Here is a 16846-nt window from a genome sequence, read left to right on the forward strand (position 1 = left end):
TAGTGGAAACTTATGTCTATCCATCTTGTTATTATCGATGCCTTGAACCTCATCCGACGCGTGCACTCTGTTCAGCCGGACCCAACCGATATTGCAAGAACCATCACCACGACAGCTCGCACTCTTAATCGCATCCTAAACGAATCAAAGCCCACTCATATCATTGCGGTATTTGATCATCATTTACAAGATCGAGGTTGGCGCGCGGAAGTCCTTCCCGCTTATAAGCAAAACCGTAAGCCGATGCCAGAACCATTGATGAAAGGTCTCGATGCGATTCAACAAGCTTGGTGGGAATTAGGGATTGATTCACTGCTCTCTGACGGCGATGAAGCGGATGATCTAGTTGCAACATTGGCAAAGAAAGTTGCTGACCACGGAGAAACCGTCACTATCATTTCGACAGATAAGGGCTACTGCCAACTGTTGTCTCCAACGCTACAAATCCGTGATTATTTCCAACACCGTTGGCTAGATAAGCCCTTTATCGAAGCGGAATTTGGCGTAAAGCCAGAGCAACTGGCAGATTACTGGGGATTAACGGGCGTCAGCTCAAGCCAAGTCCCCGGAATTCCAGGTATAGGGCCAAAAGCAGCCAAAGAGATATTAACGACATACCCTGATATCGAAACAGCATTCCTAGCTGAAGACTTACCGAAAAAGTATCGTAAGAAATTCGATGATCATATCGAGTCGGCTCGCGTATGTAGGCTCGTTTCTGCACTCAAAACAGACATCGATTTAGGTTTTAATCTGCAAGATATTCGCTACGAAGCGGTGTCTTAATTCGACGTTACAAGCTCAATCGCTAGAAAGCTAACCGTTAGAAACAGATCGCTTATAAATCAAAAAATTAGAAACTCAATCATTAGAAAGCAGAAAAGCCTTAGTCTGAACTAAGGCTTTTTTGTTGTTTCATTTTAAGACGAAACATTGCACTTATACTGATAACTCTCTATTTTTAGAGCAACTTTCAGCTAAGAGCAGATTAGAAGCTATAAGCGATAGAAGCTTTAAAGTTACGACCCGCTTCATAGCTGGTGTACTTTTCTGAACCCCAAGAGATACCAAAACCAGTATGCTCAGCGTACTTCTTATCAAGCAGGTTATCGATACCAAGGTTCATCTCTAGGTCTTTAGCAAACGTCGGTGTGTAAGCCGCCCAAATGTTGTGCGTTGCGAAGCCAGAGCGTTTGATCTCTTTGCCTTTTTCGTTCTCGTAATCGTTCCCCGGAACAAAGCGTGAATCCCAACCAAACACAAACTCACTGTTTAGGCTGTAGTTAAAGCCCGCTTTGAAGTTATGAATGCCGGTTTTATTCATGTGACTTGTCTTGCCGTTTTTCAGGCTCTTTTGCTCACCATCAGAGTAAGAGTGGTTAGCGTAAACACTTAAAGCATCTAACTGATAGCTCAATACAGTCTCTACACCCCAAACTTCAACATCATACTTATTAGATAATGTTGCGTTGTTCTTAGTTGGGTGCATTTGGTTATCAAGGTCATAGGTATAAGCCGTGAAACCTAGAATCGCGTAATCAGCCGCAAGCAAACGTGTTAGCTCGTAATCAAAGCCCGCTTCGTAGTTATTACCCGTCATCGCCTTAGTATCAGACTGCTTAACTTTGCTTGGTGCTTTCATCGTCAGCGTTTCTGGTAGTGACGCGCCTTTAAACAGACGACCGTAACCCACACGAAGTTTTAGGTTTTCCGTTGTTTGGTATTCACCTTTGAACTTTGGAGATAGCTGATCAAACTCGCCCTTATACACGCCACCCAGTTTATGAACGTCGTAACGAAGACCTGTTGTCAGACGGAAATCGCTGAATTCGTACATATCTTGTAGATACAGACCGTAAGCCGTCACCGTACCACCATCCATGCTGTAGTTCTCGGTTTGACCTTGCTTAGTACCGCTTAGATATACGCCTTGACCAGCATCAATCCATTGCTTGGCTTTGTAGCCCTCAAGACCATAAGTAAGCTCATGCTCACCAACCCAAGAAACGTTACGAATGTCGCCACCAATGGTTGTTACATTGTATTCACGCTTAGGGTAAGACATTTTGCCATCTTTGAACCAATCACCTGCTGGTGTTTTGCCCCAAGCGGTACCTTCAAGAGCATCACGATCCATGTATTGACGGTTGTAGTAAACATTACTTTTCAGATGAACTAGATCACTACCTGCATCGTATTCGTGCTGTAGCGTCACTGTATCGCGATTAAGCGAATGATAGTCGTGTTTATCGTCAGCATACAGAGCACCCGCCTTTTCGCCAGAAAGCTGACGCGTACCACCATCACTGTATCGGTTGAAAGTCAGTTTAAATTCATTGGCATCATTAGGAATGAAAACAACTTTAGCCAAACCCGACTTAAGCTCACCCTGCTTAGAGGTTACCGCTTCTTGATCAGGAATGTGCAGATCGCCATCTTCTGAATAGTTCGCAATACCCATGAACTGTAGCTTGTCGTTCACTTTTGCATACACAGCTACGTTGGTTGCAAAACGCTCATAAGCTGTTTGATAGCTTGTTTTTACTCGAGCACCAACGCTTTCACCCGGCTTAAGAAGATCGCTTGGGTCTTTCGTTTCGTAGCTAAATGAACCATTGATAGCACCAGAACCTGACAGTGCAGAGTTACCACCTAATTCAATTTCAGCTCTTTTTAGCATTGCAGGATCAATCGCTTGGTCACCAGAGTGGTGGAAAAGCTGACCTTCTTGTCGCGCACCATCAATAGTCACTACGGCAAATTTGTCTTCCATACCACGTACAAATACTTTGCGAGAGTAACGTGCGTTCCCGTCAACCGTAACGCTAGGCATAGTATTCAAAACATCTTTGATGTCTGATGCTTGCTTCTTTTCCAGTGTGTCAGAGTTGATTTCAGTCTGAATCAATTGGTCAAGGGCAGAACCGATAACGACTACGGTTTCTGGTTCGTCGGCAGCAAATGCTGTAAATGAGGTTAAGGCAACCGTAACGGCTACTGATAGTGCTTTAAGTTTCATAATGCGACTTATATTTTATAGATTTAAGTGAAAGTGCACGAATGGTACACGACACTAACTACAATGTTAATAGTAATGGTTATCATTTACATTCTTTACTTACATTTACTTACTTATAATAAAATACAATTTGATTAGGATGTTCTTGCTGTAATTTACTGCTGAATTTTAAATAAACCCTTCTTCGTTTCATCGCTGAACTAGGTAGCCGTAAGTATCGATAGCTTACGGCTTTTTTGTCTCATATCGACACTAATAGTCGACAATTCGACGACTATCAACCAAGTTGAATTAGTCATATTTACACTTAAATATGACTAAAAAACGCACATAGACCAACCTTTCTAAACTATCAGTACGAAGCGATAATCAAGCTCATAAACAAACTTAAGATATAAAAAATGCCCCTAAAGGAGCATTTTATTTATCACTGACACACTAACGTAAATATTAGTACGGTGAGATATTCGAAAGCGACTGAATATGAACCGTGATCTCTTCGCGATCGTGGTAAAGGTGCTTCGCCTGCATCTTGAACTTCACTTTGTTATCAATCAGGAACTGTTTTAGGTTTTCGATATCCTGCAGAACTTCATCGTAACGGCCTTTCATTGGCAGTTTAAGGTTGAACAGTGCTTCTTTCGCCCAGCCTTTGATGATCCACTCCCCCATTAAATGAGCAACACGAGCCGGCTTCTCAACCATGTCACAGATAATCCAAGTGACGTTCTTACGGTCAGGTTCGAATTTAAAACCATCCACCATGTGGTGCTTAATTTGACCCGTTTCCATTAGGCTATCTGCCATCATGCCGTTATCAACACAGTGAACAAACATAGAGCGCTTAACCAATTGGTAAGTCCAACCACCTGGACACGCGCCTAAATCTACGCCCCACATACCCGGAGCCAGACGTTCGTCCCACTCATCACGAGGGATGAATACGTGGAATGCTTCTTCTAGCTTCAATGTAGAACGGCTTGGCGCATCTGATGGGAATTTCAAACGAGGAATACCCATGAAGAACTGTGAGTTGTTAGTTGGGTAAGAGTAACCAACAAAACAGTGACCCGGAGCGATAAAGCATAAATGAAGCACTGGCTTCTTAGCGTTGTCTTTCGCTGTCATCAGCCCTTTACCGCGCATTGCCTGACGCATTGGCACAGTAAACTTACGGCAGAACTTCAAAAGCTCTTTCGCTTCATTAGTGTCTGGTGTTTCAATACGGATATCGCCACAACGTGGGAAACCTTCTTTCTCAGAAAGCGCCTCAAGAATTGGAGAAATACGATCATCAGTCGGCAGATCTTTGATTTCAACCGCTACCGCGATCATTTGACGAGCAAAGATCAACGATTGGAAGTCGATCTCTTTTACCAGTTTATCGGCTTCGCCTGCTTGATAACATTCAAACAATACAAAGCCTGTATTGTTCTTTAAGCGAGGAAAACCAAACACTTCCAGTTGTGTTGCCTTGTCTTGAATTTCGCCAGCACATTCTTTTTCAAAACCAGAGCGACAATAAAGTAGTACGTGTTTCACTGAGTTACCTCTTTTATATTCAAAGCAGCGAAGGAGAAGACTCCCCAACCAATGATAAATAGTAGACCACCAAACGGTGTTATAGGGCCAAACCATTTTATTCCTGTCAGTGCTAAGCCATAAAGGCTGCCACTAAAACAAAGGATGCCGATGATAAAGCAAATTGCCGCAATGAAAAAATATTTTTGTGATTTAGCACCAAGTTTCATCTGTAGCAGAGCACCACACGCCAATATTGCTAGTGTATGGATAAACTGGTACAGAACACCTGTCTCAAACACGTCTAGCAGATACTCTGGCAAGACAGCTTTTAACCCGTGAGCGGCGAAGGCACCTAGCATTACGGCTATTGCGCCAGAGATACCTGCAAAAGTGAGTAAATACTTACTTCTCATTAAGCACCTCTTTGATAAACGCCGATAGTTTCTCAACGGTTAACGCTATGTTCTGCTGTTCGGTGTAGCCAGAGCTCTTACGAGGCTTAAAGCTGTGATCGCCATCAGGAATAAACTCAACACGAATCGAATCCGACAGGTCGAAATCAGCAAACTCTTCTCGCTTACCAAAGGTATCACGTTCACCCTGCAGAATAAGACACGGCTTTGCTAACTCAGCCAAGTGCTCACCTTTGTATTTCTCTGGTTTGCCTGGCGGATGGAAAGGAAAGCCTAAACAGGCCATTGCAGCCACCTTATCAACTTCAGACAAATGGCTCGCCATACGTCCTCCCATCGACTTACCGCCAATCACAAGCTTATCGGCATCTACCTGTCCGATAATATCTTGGTAAGCTTCGAGCAGTTTAGGGGCTCGATCAGGTGGACGACGCTTACCATCTTCAGCACGTTTGATCATGTAAGGGAAATTAAAACGAATCACTCGTATCCCTTTAAACGCCAACCCTTTTGCTACCGACTGCATGAACTCATGATCCATACCTGCGCCAGCACCATGTGCAAAGATAAAGGTTATTGGGTTGTCTTCACCATCAATGATGAGGTTATTCATCAAGTAAGTCCTCTTGTTCACTTTGCGCTTTCGCCAACATCCAATCACGGAAAGTCGCAATACGCCCCATGTCAGCTTGTTTCTCATGACACACTACATAGAAGGCGTTCTTACTTACCAACACTTCATCAAAAGGTGCAATCAAACGACCTGCTTCGATTTCAGGTTGCGCCAACACATTATTACCCAAAGCAATACCTTGCCCGTGAGCGGCCGCCTGCAATACCATGGTTGAGTGACTGAAGATAGGGCCATGATTAACGTTTACCCCATCAATACCATTTTGCTTAGCAAACTGTTTCCAATCCTTTCGAGATGTATCATGCAGTAGCGTATGACATGCCAAATCACTGAGAGATTCTAAAGGTTTAGCTCCTAGCAGCACGGAAGGTGAGCAAAGAGGAATTAAGTATTCTTGGTAAAGTTTATCGGCTCTGAGCCCCGACCAATTCCCTCGGCCATAGTAAATAGCCACGTCTACATCATCGGTCAACGAGCCTTCATCCATATCAACGGCTTTGATTCTTACATCAATATCAGGTTCTTGCTGATTAAAGTCAGCGAGCCTTGGTACCAACCATTGAATAGCAAAACTCGGCGGCAAACTGATGGTCAATGCGCCCTTCTCACTTCGCTCAAGCACTTTGTCTGTCGCTTCTGCCAGTGATGTGAAAATATCTTTGATATCCAAGAAGTAGCTTTGACCTTCTTCAGTCAGCAGCAAAGAGCGGTTTCTTCGACGAAACAGCTTCAAAGACAAGAATTCTTCAAGCGCTTTAATCTGATGACTCACTGCAGCTTGAGTAACAAACAACTCTTCTGCGGCACGCGTAAAACTCAAGTGTCGAGCCGCGGCTTCAAACACTCTTAGCGAGTTTAATGGGGGTAATCGACGAGACATAGTTACTCTCTAAATAAGCATTAGTTTTTTTTATCTGAAACATTATAATTTGTCCATTGCCTAGCGGCCAGAGAAATTCTATATTTCATCCCGCAGCAGCTAGCCTGAACGGCTTGATTCTCTCTAGAATCAATTGGCTTAGCTCCTGCGATGTTGTGTTTGCAAACTCGTTCTTTTCGAGTTGGGTAGAGTTCTACCAAATGTTTTGTTGCAGTTCTATACTGAAACGAGGCATGTACTTCCTGTATTTATTTTGACCTGTCTGTCAAATTTGTTTACACCGCCTTATGGGCGGTGTTTTTTTATGTGCAAAGAAAAGTAACAATAAGTTTATCAATAGCTGTGCTAATTAATCTTTATTATTTTTCATCGCTAATCACAGAATCAGACACCCACTCAAATAAACAACTGAACACATACAAATAGCACCATTGAGTTGCACTAAAAAGTAACAGAATACTTCAAGATACTCACACTTCTTCAGTACTTATAGACCCGTTTAGATCTCACCAGTTCTATCAATCAAAAATTTCAAAGCTGAGCATGACGATAGCACGTCCAAACGCATGCCTCTTTCTACTGTCAATCCTTCATCATAGACAATAAAAAAGCCGCTTACTTTTCAGTAAACGGCTTTGCAAAATTATTAACGGTAAGTCAACACACCACTATGGACGGTAAACCTTAACGTTGTGGAAGCCTTGCTCTTGCAAGTAAAGCGCTTGCAGACGGCTCATGACACCACGGTCACAGTACAACAAGTACTCTTTCGATTGGTCTAGGTCACCAAACTGAGTTGAAAGCTTGAAGAACGGGATGTGTTTGATTTCAACACCATCGATCTCTAGCGGGCTTTCGTCTTCTTCGTCTGGGCTACGGATATCAAGAACGACAGCGTGCTCAGCAACGGCTTGAACTTGCTCCACTTCTGGTGCCTGTTCTTGGCTCTCTTTCTCGATATCACGGATATCCATAATACGAGCATTCTCGATCACTTGCTCTAGCACTTCGAAGTTAAACTTAGCTTCTTCCGCTTCTAGTTTGCCTTTCTTCGCTTTCACGGTCGGCTTCTTAGAGATAACACCACAATACTCAGGCATTACTTTAGCGAAGTCTTCAGTACCAATCTTACGAGACAGGTCGATGATGTCTTCTTTGTCCCAGTTGATAAGTGGACGAAGGATCAAAGTGTCCGTCACGTTGTCGATATGACGCAGGTTAGTTAGCGTTTGGCTAGAGACCTGACCAAGAGCTTCACCCGTTACTAGTGCTTCGATACCGAAACGCTCTGCAACCATACCACCAGCACGCATGAACATACGCTTAAGAACAACGCCCATTTGGCCGTCTTCAACGTTCTCAAGGATCTCTGCAACTACAGGTTCAAAATCGATAGAGATAAACTTCACCTTTGCAGATGAACCGTATTTATCCCATAGGTAGTGAGAAACTTGCTTAACACCAATCTCGTGAGCAGGGCCACCAAGATTGAAGAAGCAGTAATGCACTTTAGAACCACGTTTGATGTGTAAGTAGCTTGAAACACCAGAATCAAAGCCACCAGAGATCAAGCTAAGCAGATCTTCTTGAGTACCAAGAGGGAAACCACCTAGACCTTTATGACGTTCAATAACTTGGTTTAGCTTATCGTTCTCGACTTCAACTTTAACGGTAATATCTGGATTTTTCAGTTTTACTTTTGCTGATTCAACCGCTTGGTTTAGACCGCCGCCTACGTAGCGTTCTAGCTCGATAGAAGTAAAGTCATGCTTACCACGACGCTTAGCACGTACAGAGAAAGTCTTACCTTCAATAAGAGCACCGCTACGCTCAAGAACTTGCTCGTAAATATTGTGCAGGTCTTTAAATTCTGATTGCTGAACTTCAAGGGAGTGATGAATACCCGGAGTTTGCGTCAATACTTCAAGTGTTTCTTTAAAGTATTTGTCGCTCTCAGACGTCACTTCGATATGGTCACGGCGGTTGAAGACAGCCACAGACTCAGTACGACGCTGAAGAATAGTACGAATATTACGTTCTAGAATCTTTGTGAAGCGCTTACGCACCGATTCACTTTTTACAAAAATTTCCGGGTGGGGCTTAACAATAAATTTCATAGTACTTTCACGCCAATAAGGTTCACAATTTTAATAGGTTCATCACCACGTAAAAGGTCATTTCACATAGTTATTGAAACAATAATAGATCAATATTAAATCTAAGGGCGCGAATTATACATGAGAAAATCAAACAAGGAAAAGAGTGCGTGCTTTGGTGCCATTAATAAACTCACCTTAGTGACAAACTATCGTCTCGATTTCATCCAAGCTCATTTATCCATATCTTCTCTTCTCTTCTCTTCTCTTACTAGCTTGGTACAAACCCTTTTGTGTATCAGACAAAGAAAAAGCCCAATCTACGACAGATTGAGCTTTGGGATGCATATTCTTGGTAAATACTATTCAGTGATTACTGGGACTTCTTCACTGTAAAGCGGTTCGCCCTGCATAATACTGATTTCAACACGACGGTTTAAGCTACGTTGCCATTCAGTATCGTTCGGCTCTACTGGCTCAGTATCAGCCATACCACGCACTCTTAAGCGTTGATGAGAGAAACCACGGACCTTTTCCATCTCTTGAGCCACAGACACCGCACGCTGCGATGACAAATCCCAATTAGAGCGATAAAGCTCAGAATCAAGACGTTGATTATCAGTATGCCCAGAGATTCGGACAATGCCCGGAACATCTTTCACTAACTCAGCAACCTGTCTAACCAATGGTCGGAACTTAGGCTGTAGGAAAGCGGATCCTGATGGGAATGCACCCTTCTCGCGAATTCGAATCACAATTTGCTGGCCAAGGTTTTCCACCTCAATCGCGCCTTGGTCGATCTCTCGCTCCAACGCCTTCTTGATGCTCTCCATCAAGGTTTCCATCTCTTGAGACTGTTCTTGAGCTTGCTGTTGCTGCTGATCTGATTCTGAGTTTTGGTTGTTGTGCGCAGAAACTTCTGCTGATTTACCACCCGTCATCTTGCCCTGATCACGCATTGTACCGCCAGCACGCTCAGATTCCCCTTCATGAAACTCGAGAGTTTGCTGCGTAATATCAATGGTTTGCTGCATGATTACATCAATAGGCGTCGGTTCTGGGCGACCAGGACGAAACTCCTGCGCAATAATGCTGGTACCTTTAGGAATGTCTTTTACTTCCAAGCGGTTTTGTACACCAAACGCGAATTTCATTGAGCCTGCGATCTGTTTAAATTTCAGTACGTCCATCTCAGAGAATGAGAGGAGCAGTACAAAGAAACACATCAACAATGACATCAAGTCAGCAAATGTTCCCATCCATTGTGGCAACCCCGGAGGGGGACATTTACATGGATTTTCTTCATCCATTTTTATTCCCCTTAAGCCATTTCACCATCAATCGTACGTTTACCTTCGTTAAGGTAACTCTTCAGGTAACCGTCAATAACTCGTGGGTTTTGACCATCTTGAATCGCGAGTACGCCATCCATCACCAAACGACGATTCAGTGTCTCTTGGTCACGACGTAGAGCAAGTTTGTCCGCGATAGGGAAGAACACCATGTTCGAAAGAATTGCACCATATAGAGTGGTTAAAAGTGCAACCGCCATCGCCGGCCCGATCGCTTTTGGATCATCCATGTTCGAAAGCATGGCAACCAAACCAACCAAGGTACCAATCATACCCATTGCGGGTGCAACATCACCAAAAGCTGTAAATACTTTAGCGCCCTGTTCGTGACGTTCTGTGGTTAACGCGATGTCTTTTTGCAGTGCTGCACGCACTACATCACCATCATGGCCATCAACTAATAGGTCGATGCCCTTTTGCATGAAACTGTTGCTGATTTCCATCTCTTCAAGTGCTAAGAAACCGCCTTTACGCGCGGCATCCGCCATCTCTACGACTTTAGCAATAAGATCTTCTGGCTCATCGGCTTTAAACATAAATGCTTTACCGGCGATTTTTGCCGCACCAAAGAACTGTCCCATGGTGAATTTCATTAGAACAACAAACGTTGAACCACCAATCACGATCAAAACGGATGTCGTGTCATAGAACATCCCGAGGCTTCCACCTAGGATCATTGCCATAATTACGAAGGCAAATCCACCAATCAAACCTATTAGGGTTGCTAAATCCACTGAGCACTCCTCATGCTTTTTTACAGTTCTACGTCGACGATAATATTCTTATCGGCAAGACTATAAGATCTTTTAGTTAATTCTTCGTCTAAGTATCACACTTTTCGTTTTTGAATCACAACTATTGGCTTACTTTGGCCTTATCCAAAGCGTATAAACTCGATAAAGCCACGGTTATTCAATCAAAGTAAATTCAAGTGCCTTAAAAACGAACTTTCTAGCAAAAATTCTTGGTTACATTTGACCATCTCAGCGGCCTAGGGTAACGTTCGTTCATCTTTCCAAACGCAGATTTATTATGGCTACTAAGAAACCTGAAAATATGAGCTTTGAAGCGGCTATCGAAGAGCTTGATGGCTTGGTTGATCAACTAGAAAATGGTGATCTAGCTTTAGATGATGCGCTGAAAAAGTTCGAACGAGGCATCTCCCTCGCTCGTGCTGGTCAAAGTAAACTAAACGACGCTGAACAGCGTGTTAGCATCCTGCTGCAAAATGATGAAAATGCAGAACTGAGTGACTTTAACCCACAACCTGAATAACAAATTGTATGAGATCCCCTATGATCGAGACGTTATTGTCTTATCAAGCACGTAATAACGAGCAACTTAACCTTTGGCTTGATCGCCTGCCACACCAAAATCAGAATCTCATTAACGCGATGCGTTATGGGTTACTTTTAGGCGGCAAACGCGCACGTCCGTTTCTTGTCTACATTACAGGGGAAATGCTCGGTTGCACTGCGGAAGAACTCGACACTCCAGCTTCAGCAATCGAATGTATTCATGCCTATTCTCTGATTCACGACGACCTTCCAGCAATGGACGACGACGAATTGCGTCGTGGCCATCAGACTTGTCACATTAAATACGATGAAGCAACTGCAATTTTAACTGGCGATGCACTACAAACTCTCGCGTTTACTATACTTGCGGAAGGCACATTAAGTGCTGACGGGGAAAGCAATCGCGTTCGAATGATTCAACGCCTAGCAGAAGCGTCTGGTGCACAAGGTATGTGTATTGGACAAGCTCTTGATATTGAAGCTGAAAACCGCTCTGTCACGCTAGAGGAGTTAGAAGAGGTTCACCGTAACAAGACTGGCGCTCTAATGAAGAGTGCGATTCGTTTAGGTGCTCTGGCTGCTGGCGAAAAAGCGTTCGAAGTGATGCCTCAATTAGATAAGTACGCCGATGCAATCGGGTTAGCCTTCCAAGTTCAGGATGATATTTTAGATATCATTAGCGATACCGAAACTTTGGGTAAACCACAGGGCTCTGATCAAGAATTGAACAAAAGCACCTACCCTTCTTTGTTAGGTTTAGAGGGCGCTCAAGAAAAAGCGCAAACTCTGCTACAGGAAGCGCTTCAAGCTTTGGCTGCAATCCCATACAATACCCAGTTACTCGAAGAGTTCGCCCGATACGTCATCGAGCGCAAGAACTAAGACAATAAGCGCGCATTACCTATGACTCTTGATATATCCAAGTACCCAACTCTTGCTTTGGCTGATAAGCCAGAGGATTTGCGTCTACTTCCAAAAGAGACGCTTACACAGCTTTGTGATGAATTACGCACCTATCTTCTAAACTCAGTGAGCCAGTCAAGTGGCCACTTAGCATCGGGCTTAGGTACGGTAGAGCTAACCGTTGCTCTGCACTACGTGTACAACACGCCTTTTGACCAGTTGGTTTGGGATGTTGGTCACCAAGCCTACCCGCACAAGATCCTTACAGGTCGTCGTGACCGCTTATCGACTATCCGTCAAAAAGATGGACTGCACCCATTCCCATGGCGTCAAGAGAGCGAATACGACACGCTTTCTGTTGGTCACTCTTCAACATCGATCAGCGCCGGACTTGGTATGGCGATCAGTGCGAAGAAAGAGGGCAAGAACCGTAAAGTCGTGAGTGTGATTGGTGATGGCGCGATTACCGCAGGTATGGCCTTCGAAGCGATGAACCACGCGGGTGATATTCACAATGACATGCTGGTTATCCTGAACGATAACGAGATGTCGATCTCTGAAAACGTAGGTGCGCTAAACAATCACCTAGCTCAAGTTCTTTCTGGCAGTCTTTACACGTCAATTCGTGAGGGCGGCAAGAAAGTGCTATCGGGCGTTCCGCCGATTAAAGAGCTCGTTCGTCGTACAGAAGAACATCTGAAAGGCATGGTTGTCCCTGGCACCATGTTTGAAGAGTTAGGCTTTAACTACATTGGTCCGGTTGACGGTCACGATGTGAATGAGCTGATTAAAACGCTTAAGAACATGAGAGACCTAAAAGGCCCTCAGTTCCTGCATATCATGACCAAGAAAGGCAAAGGCTACGAGCCTGCAGAGAAAGATCCAATCGGTTACCACGGCGTACCGAAATTCGATCCCGCACACTCAAGTCTGCCTAAGAGCACCAGCTCTAAACCAACTTTCTCTAAGATTTTTGGCGACTTCCTGTGTGATATGGCTGCGCAAGATCCTAAGCTGATGGCAATTACGCCAGCAATGCGTGAAGGTTCTGGCATGGTGCGTTTCTCGAAAGAATACCCAGAACAGTACTTCGATGTAGCGATTGCTGAGCAGCACGCAGTGACACTAGCAACGGGTATGGCGATTGCGGGTGATAAGCCGATTGTGGCTATCTACTCGACGTTCTTACAACGTGGCTACGATCAACTGATCCACGATGTCGCTATCATGGATCTACCGGTTATGTTCGCTATTGACCGTGCAGGTCTTGTTGGAGCCGATGGTCAAACACACCAAGGTGCGTTCGACTTAAGCTTTATGCGTTGTATTCCAAACATGGTGATCATGGCACCAAGCGACGAAAACGAATGTCGCCAAATGCTATACACTGGCCACCAGCACACAGGTCCAAGTGCCGTTCGTTACCCTCGTGGTAATGGTATGGGCACCGAGATTCAAAGTGAGTTTACCGCACTTGAGATTGGTAAAGGCCGTATCGTTCGCGAAAGTGAAAAAGCAAAAGATGGCTCGAAAGTCGCTATCCTGAGCTTTGGTACTTTCCTTGAAAGTGCACTTCAAACCGCAGACGCTATCGATGCTACAGTGGCTGATATGCGTTTTGTGAAACCGCTAGATGAAGCTCTGATCAAACAACTTGCTGCTGACCACGATGTACTAGTGACTATCGAAGAAAACGCGATTGCAGGTGGTGCGGGTGCGGGTGTGATTGAATTCTTGATGCAAGAAAAACTACTGATGCCAGTATTGAATCTTGGCCTACCAGACAAGTTTATTGCTCAAGGTACTCAAGGCGAACTGCATGAAGAGCTTGGCTTAGATGCGAAAGGAATTGAGAAGTCTATCTCTGACTATCTTGCTAAATAGCCTTAACACGTAAGCTCGTAAGCTCGTAAGCTCGTAAGCTCGTAAGCAATAAAAGCAAAAAAGGTTGGCCCTAGGGTCAACCTTTTTAGTATCCGAGACTTAGCTTAATGTGCTTGCAACTAAGTCTTAATCCTTTAGCTAACTTAAACTAACCAGCCCGCGAAATGTGCCACTGCGTACAAGGCAACAGCCGCCATAATACCCGCCACGATATCATCAATCATGATACCTAAGCCGCCGTGTACTCGTTTATCTAGCCAGCCAATAGGCCAAGGCTTCACCATATCGAAAAAGCGAAATAGGACAAAACCAGTGAATAACCATTTCCAGTCATCCGTAGGGATATTCAATAAAGGCACTAGGCCCATGGTGATCCAAAAGCCCGCAAACTCATCCCATACGATAGAGCCATGGTCGTGTACACCCATATCATCAGATGTCACCTGGCAGATCTTGATACCGATAATACAACTAACAACCACTACTGCGACATAAGCAGGAAACGGTAACTGAACCAGCAATAGATAAAATGGAATCGACGCAAGCGTGCCCATTGTGCCTGGAATAATCGGCGATAAGCCACTGCCAAAACCCGTAGCCAATAAGTGCCAAGGATTTTTAAGAGAAATAAGAGAAAGTGGATTTGTCATCAATTAACCTTAAAGTGATCGTAACCAGTTAAGTTCCAGCTTAGTGGTTCACCATTATTGTGTAATTCAAAATATTCTACAGGTCTTATCTGGCCAATGCAGGTGACTTTTGTACCTGTGTGCGACAAAGCACTTTCCAATGAACCTTTATTCTCTTCCGGCACGGTAAAGCAGAGTTCGTACTCTTCACCACTGGTCAATGCATACTGCTGTGCAGAACCGGTATCAGAAGAGAATTGAAGTAATTCAGCGGAGATTGGTAACGCACTCACATCAATGCTTGCGCCGACCTGAGAACGCTTAAGGATGTGTTTTAAATCGGCAATAACGCCATCAGAGATATCAATAGCCGATGAAGCTAGGTTCACGAGAGCTTGACCCGCCAATACTCTTGGAGAGCTCAAGTAGTGCCTCTCTTCTAGCTCAAGTGCATAAGGCTTAGCTTTGTTCTGTTCTGGGTCTAATATCACCTCTAGCCCAGCTTTGCTGTCACCTAAGTTACCCGTTACGTAAATCCAGTCCCCCACTTTCGCACCATCTCTGCGTAGTGCTCGGCCTTCTGGCACAAAGCCCTGTACAGTCAGCGTTAAACTCAGCGGCCCTTTGGTCGTGTCACCACCAATAAGTTGAATACCAAAATAGTCTGCAAGTTTGAAAAAAGAATCACAAAATGGGGCAAGCCACGCTTCATCGACTTCAGGCATGGTTAACGCAAACGAAACCCAAGCAGGCGTCGCGCCCATAGCCGCGAGATCGCTGATATTCGAAGCCAAGGCTTTGTGTGCTACCCATGCCGGATTCGCCTCTGTTAAGAAGTGAGTGCCCGCCACTAAGGTATCCGTACTGATCGCGATCTGAACATTACTTGGCGCTTTGACCAAAGCACAGTCATCGCCCGCTGCCAGATGTACGTCTTTACGTTGTGGTTGTCGATTTACAAAATATTTTTCAATCAGGTTAAATTCGCCAGACATCACATGCCCTATCTTTAGTCTTCATACAAATCACCGTAATTATTGGTATTACGATAATTTAGTTACAAAAAAGGCCAGCATGAAAGCTGACCTTTAGATTCAATATACGAACGTCTTATTTCTTACGAACGTGCGGTGCAGCTTTATCAAGCACACCGTTAACAAACTTATGGCTGTCTTCTGCTGCGAATACTTTCGCAAGCTCGATAGCTTCATTGATAACCACTTTGTATGGTACATCTTCGCGACGAGTCATCTCGTACATAGCTAAACGTAGAAGCGCTAGTTCCATCAAATCCAAATCTTGCATAGGGCGAGATACGAATGGACGAAGCTTGCTATCAAGTTCCATGTGGCTAAGAGCAACACCAGTTAGTAAGTCGCGGAAGTATGCAACGTCTGTTTCTGGCATAGCTAGAGCAGGTTCTGCGGCATGATGCTCTTCTTCATCATACTTACCACCAGATAAGAACTGTTCTTCAACGGTAGCAATATTTTCTTTAGTAATTTGCCAAGAATAAATTGCTTGTAGAGCAAATTGACGTGCGTTACGACGTGCGGCTGGTTTCACACTGGCCCCCATTAGGAATCGATTTCAGAAAGAACGTTGATCATCTCAAGTGCGCTAAGTGCGGCTTCTGCACCCTTATTACCAGCCTTGGTTCCTGCGCGTTCAATAGCTTGATCGATCGTATCAACAGTAAGAACACCAAACGCTACTGGAAGAGAAAATTCCAGAGACACTTGTGCCAAACCTTTATTACATTCACTACAAACATAGTCAAAGTGAGGTGTACCGCCACGGATTACTGTACCAAGAGATACAATCGCATCGAACTTACCCGTTTTTGCAACGCGTTGCGCTACAAGTGGAAGTTCTACTGCACCTGGGCAACGAACAACAGTGATGTTGTCTTCGCTTACTTGTCCATGACGCTTTAAAGTATCGATTGCACCAGAAAGTAAACTTTCGTTAATAAAACTGTTGAAACGAGCAATAACGATAGCAATTTTTGCATTTGGCGCTGGGAAGCCACCCTCGATCACTTTCATAAGCCTTCCTTTAACTATTTTCATCAAGTGAGAATCGCCGGATTCTAGCACAAAACTGTGAGCAATATCTAATGCTAATTTAGAAGAACAGACACCGGAGATGTAAAGATGATAACGCAGCGCTGCTGCCAACCATATTGGAGCAGCAAGTAGCCAAACTTGTGTA

Annotated in this window: 16 protein-coding genes; 4 read left to right on the forward strand and 12 right to left on the reverse strand. The window is 44.2% G+C overall.

The window, feature by feature from the left end; genetic code table 11:
• The first annotated feature begins 12 nt into the window (after positions 1-12).
• Entirely contained in the window at positions 13-786 is a 774-nt protein-coding gene (xni, locus tag AB4232_RS04655) for a flap endonuclease Xni (RefSeq protein ID WP_371695415.1), read from the forward strand.
• Positions 787-988: 202 nt separating this feature from the next.
• Here xni and AB4232_RS04660 read toward each other — a convergent pair whose 3' ends face one another.
• The 8 genes from AB4232_RS04660 to pomA form a co-directional block, all read right to left on the reverse strand.
• Positions 989-3019: a TonB-dependent receptor gene (locus AB4232_RS04660; protein ID WP_372086390.1), complete on the reverse strand. Its 2031-nt coding sequence runs from the start codon at positions 3017-3019 to the stop codon at positions 989-991.
• Between the two features lie 450 nt (positions 3020-3469).
• Entirely contained in the window at positions 3470-4561 is a 1092-nt protein-coding gene (gene rlmM, locus AB4232_RS04665) for a 23S rRNA (cytidine(2498)-2'-O)-methyltransferase RlmM (RefSeq protein ID WP_029223796.1), read from the reverse strand.
• Entirely contained in the window at positions 4558-4956 is a 399-nt protein-coding gene (locus tag AB4232_RS04670) for a DUF423 domain-containing protein (RefSeq protein WP_372086392.1), read from the reverse strand. Before AB4232_RS04670 ends, rlmM begins: the two co-directional genes overlap by 4 nt.
• Positions 4946-5569, reverse strand: coding sequence for an alpha/beta fold hydrolase (locus AB4232_RS04675; RefSeq protein ID WP_017069501.1), 624 nt, complete (start codon positions 5567-5569; stop codon positions 4946-4948). Before AB4232_RS04675 ends, AB4232_RS04670 begins: the two co-directional genes overlap by 11 nt.
• Complete coding sequence (locus AB4232_RS04680; protein ID WP_017063339.1) at positions 5562-6470, reverse strand: transcriptional regulator GcvA; 909 nt, start codon at positions 6468-6470, stop codon at positions 5562-5564. The genes AB4232_RS04675 and AB4232_RS04680 overlap by 8 nt, the downstream gene beginning before the upstream one ends.
• A 668-nt stretch (positions 6471-7138) precedes the next feature.
• Positions 7139-8587: a tRNA uracil 4-sulfurtransferase ThiI gene (gene thiI, locus AB4232_RS04685; protein WP_009847462.1), complete on the reverse strand. Its 1449-nt coding sequence runs from the start codon at positions 8585-8587 to the stop codon at positions 7139-7141.
• Positions 8588-8928: 341 nt separating this feature from the next.
• Positions 8929-9876, reverse strand: coding sequence for a flagellar motor protein MotB (locus AB4232_RS04690; RefSeq protein ID WP_009847463.1), 948 nt, complete (start codon positions 9874-9876; stop codon positions 8929-8931).
• Between the two features lie 11 nt (positions 9877-9887).
• Positions 9888-10652: a flagellar motor protein PomA gene (gene pomA / locus AB4232_RS04695; protein WP_009847464.1), complete on the reverse strand. Its 765-nt coding sequence runs from the start codon at positions 10650-10652 to the stop codon at positions 9888-9890.
• A gap of 298 nt (positions 10653-10950) precedes the next feature.
• Here pomA and xseB point away from each other — a divergent pair, with 298 nt between their 5' ends.
• The 3 genes from xseB to dxs are packed head-to-tail and all read left to right on the forward strand — an operon-like array spanning position 10951 to position 14003.
• Positions 10951-11193 carry an exodeoxyribonuclease VII small subunit gene (gene xseB / locus AB4232_RS04700; protein WP_004734405.1) on the forward strand — a complete coding sequence of 81 codons (243 nt, stop codon included), beginning with the start codon at positions 10951-10953 and terminating at the stop codon, positions 11191-11193.
• A gap of 20 nt (positions 11194-11213) precedes the next feature.
• Positions 11214-12098: a (2E,6E)-farnesyl diphosphate synthase gene (gene ispA, locus AB4232_RS04705; RefSeq protein WP_009847465.1), complete on the forward strand. Its 885-nt coding sequence runs from the start codon at positions 11214-11216 to the stop codon at positions 12096-12098.
• A 21-nt stretch (positions 12099-12119) separates the two neighbouring features.
• Positions 12120-14003 carry a 1-deoxy-D-xylulose-5-phosphate synthase gene (dxs, locus tag AB4232_RS04710; protein ID WP_004734403.1) on the forward strand — a complete coding sequence of 628 codons (1884 nt, stop codon included), beginning with the start codon at positions 12120-12122 and terminating at the stop codon, positions 14001-14003.
• A 143-nt stretch (positions 14004-14146) separates the two neighbouring features.
• Here the strand turns inward: dxs and pgpA are convergent, their stop codons facing one another.
• From pgpA to ribE, 4 genes are all read right to left on the reverse strand, one after another.
• Positions 14147-14653, reverse strand: a complete 507-nt coding sequence (gene pgpA / locus AB4232_RS04715) for a phosphatidylglycerophosphatase A (RefSeq protein ID WP_009847467.1) — start codon at positions 14651-14653, stop codon at positions 14147-14149.
• A complete protein-coding gene (gene thiL, locus AB4232_RS04720) occupies positions 14653-15627 on the reverse strand; it encodes a thiamine-phosphate kinase (protein WP_372086394.1) in 975 nt (324 codons plus the stop codon). The genes pgpA and thiL overlap by 1 nt, the downstream gene beginning before the upstream one ends.
• A 115-nt stretch (positions 15628-15742) precedes the next feature.
• Positions 15743-16210, reverse strand: a complete 468-nt coding sequence (gene nusB, locus AB4232_RS04725) for a transcription antitermination factor NusB (RefSeq protein ID WP_004734399.1) — start codon at positions 16208-16210, stop codon at positions 15743-15745.
• Complete coding sequence (gene ribE / locus AB4232_RS04730; protein ID WP_004734398.1) at positions 16210-16680, reverse strand: 6,7-dimethyl-8-ribityllumazine synthase; 471 nt, start codon at positions 16678-16680, stop codon at positions 16210-16212. Before ribE ends, nusB begins: the two co-directional genes overlap by 1 nt.
• Positions 16681-16846 lie beyond the last annotated feature (166 nt).

Source organism: Vibrio sp. 10N.286.46.A8 (assembly GCF_041470165.1).
Classification (GTDB): Bacteria; Pseudomonadota; Gammaproteobacteria; order Enterobacterales; family Vibrionaceae; genus Vibrio; species Vibrio tasmaniensis_A.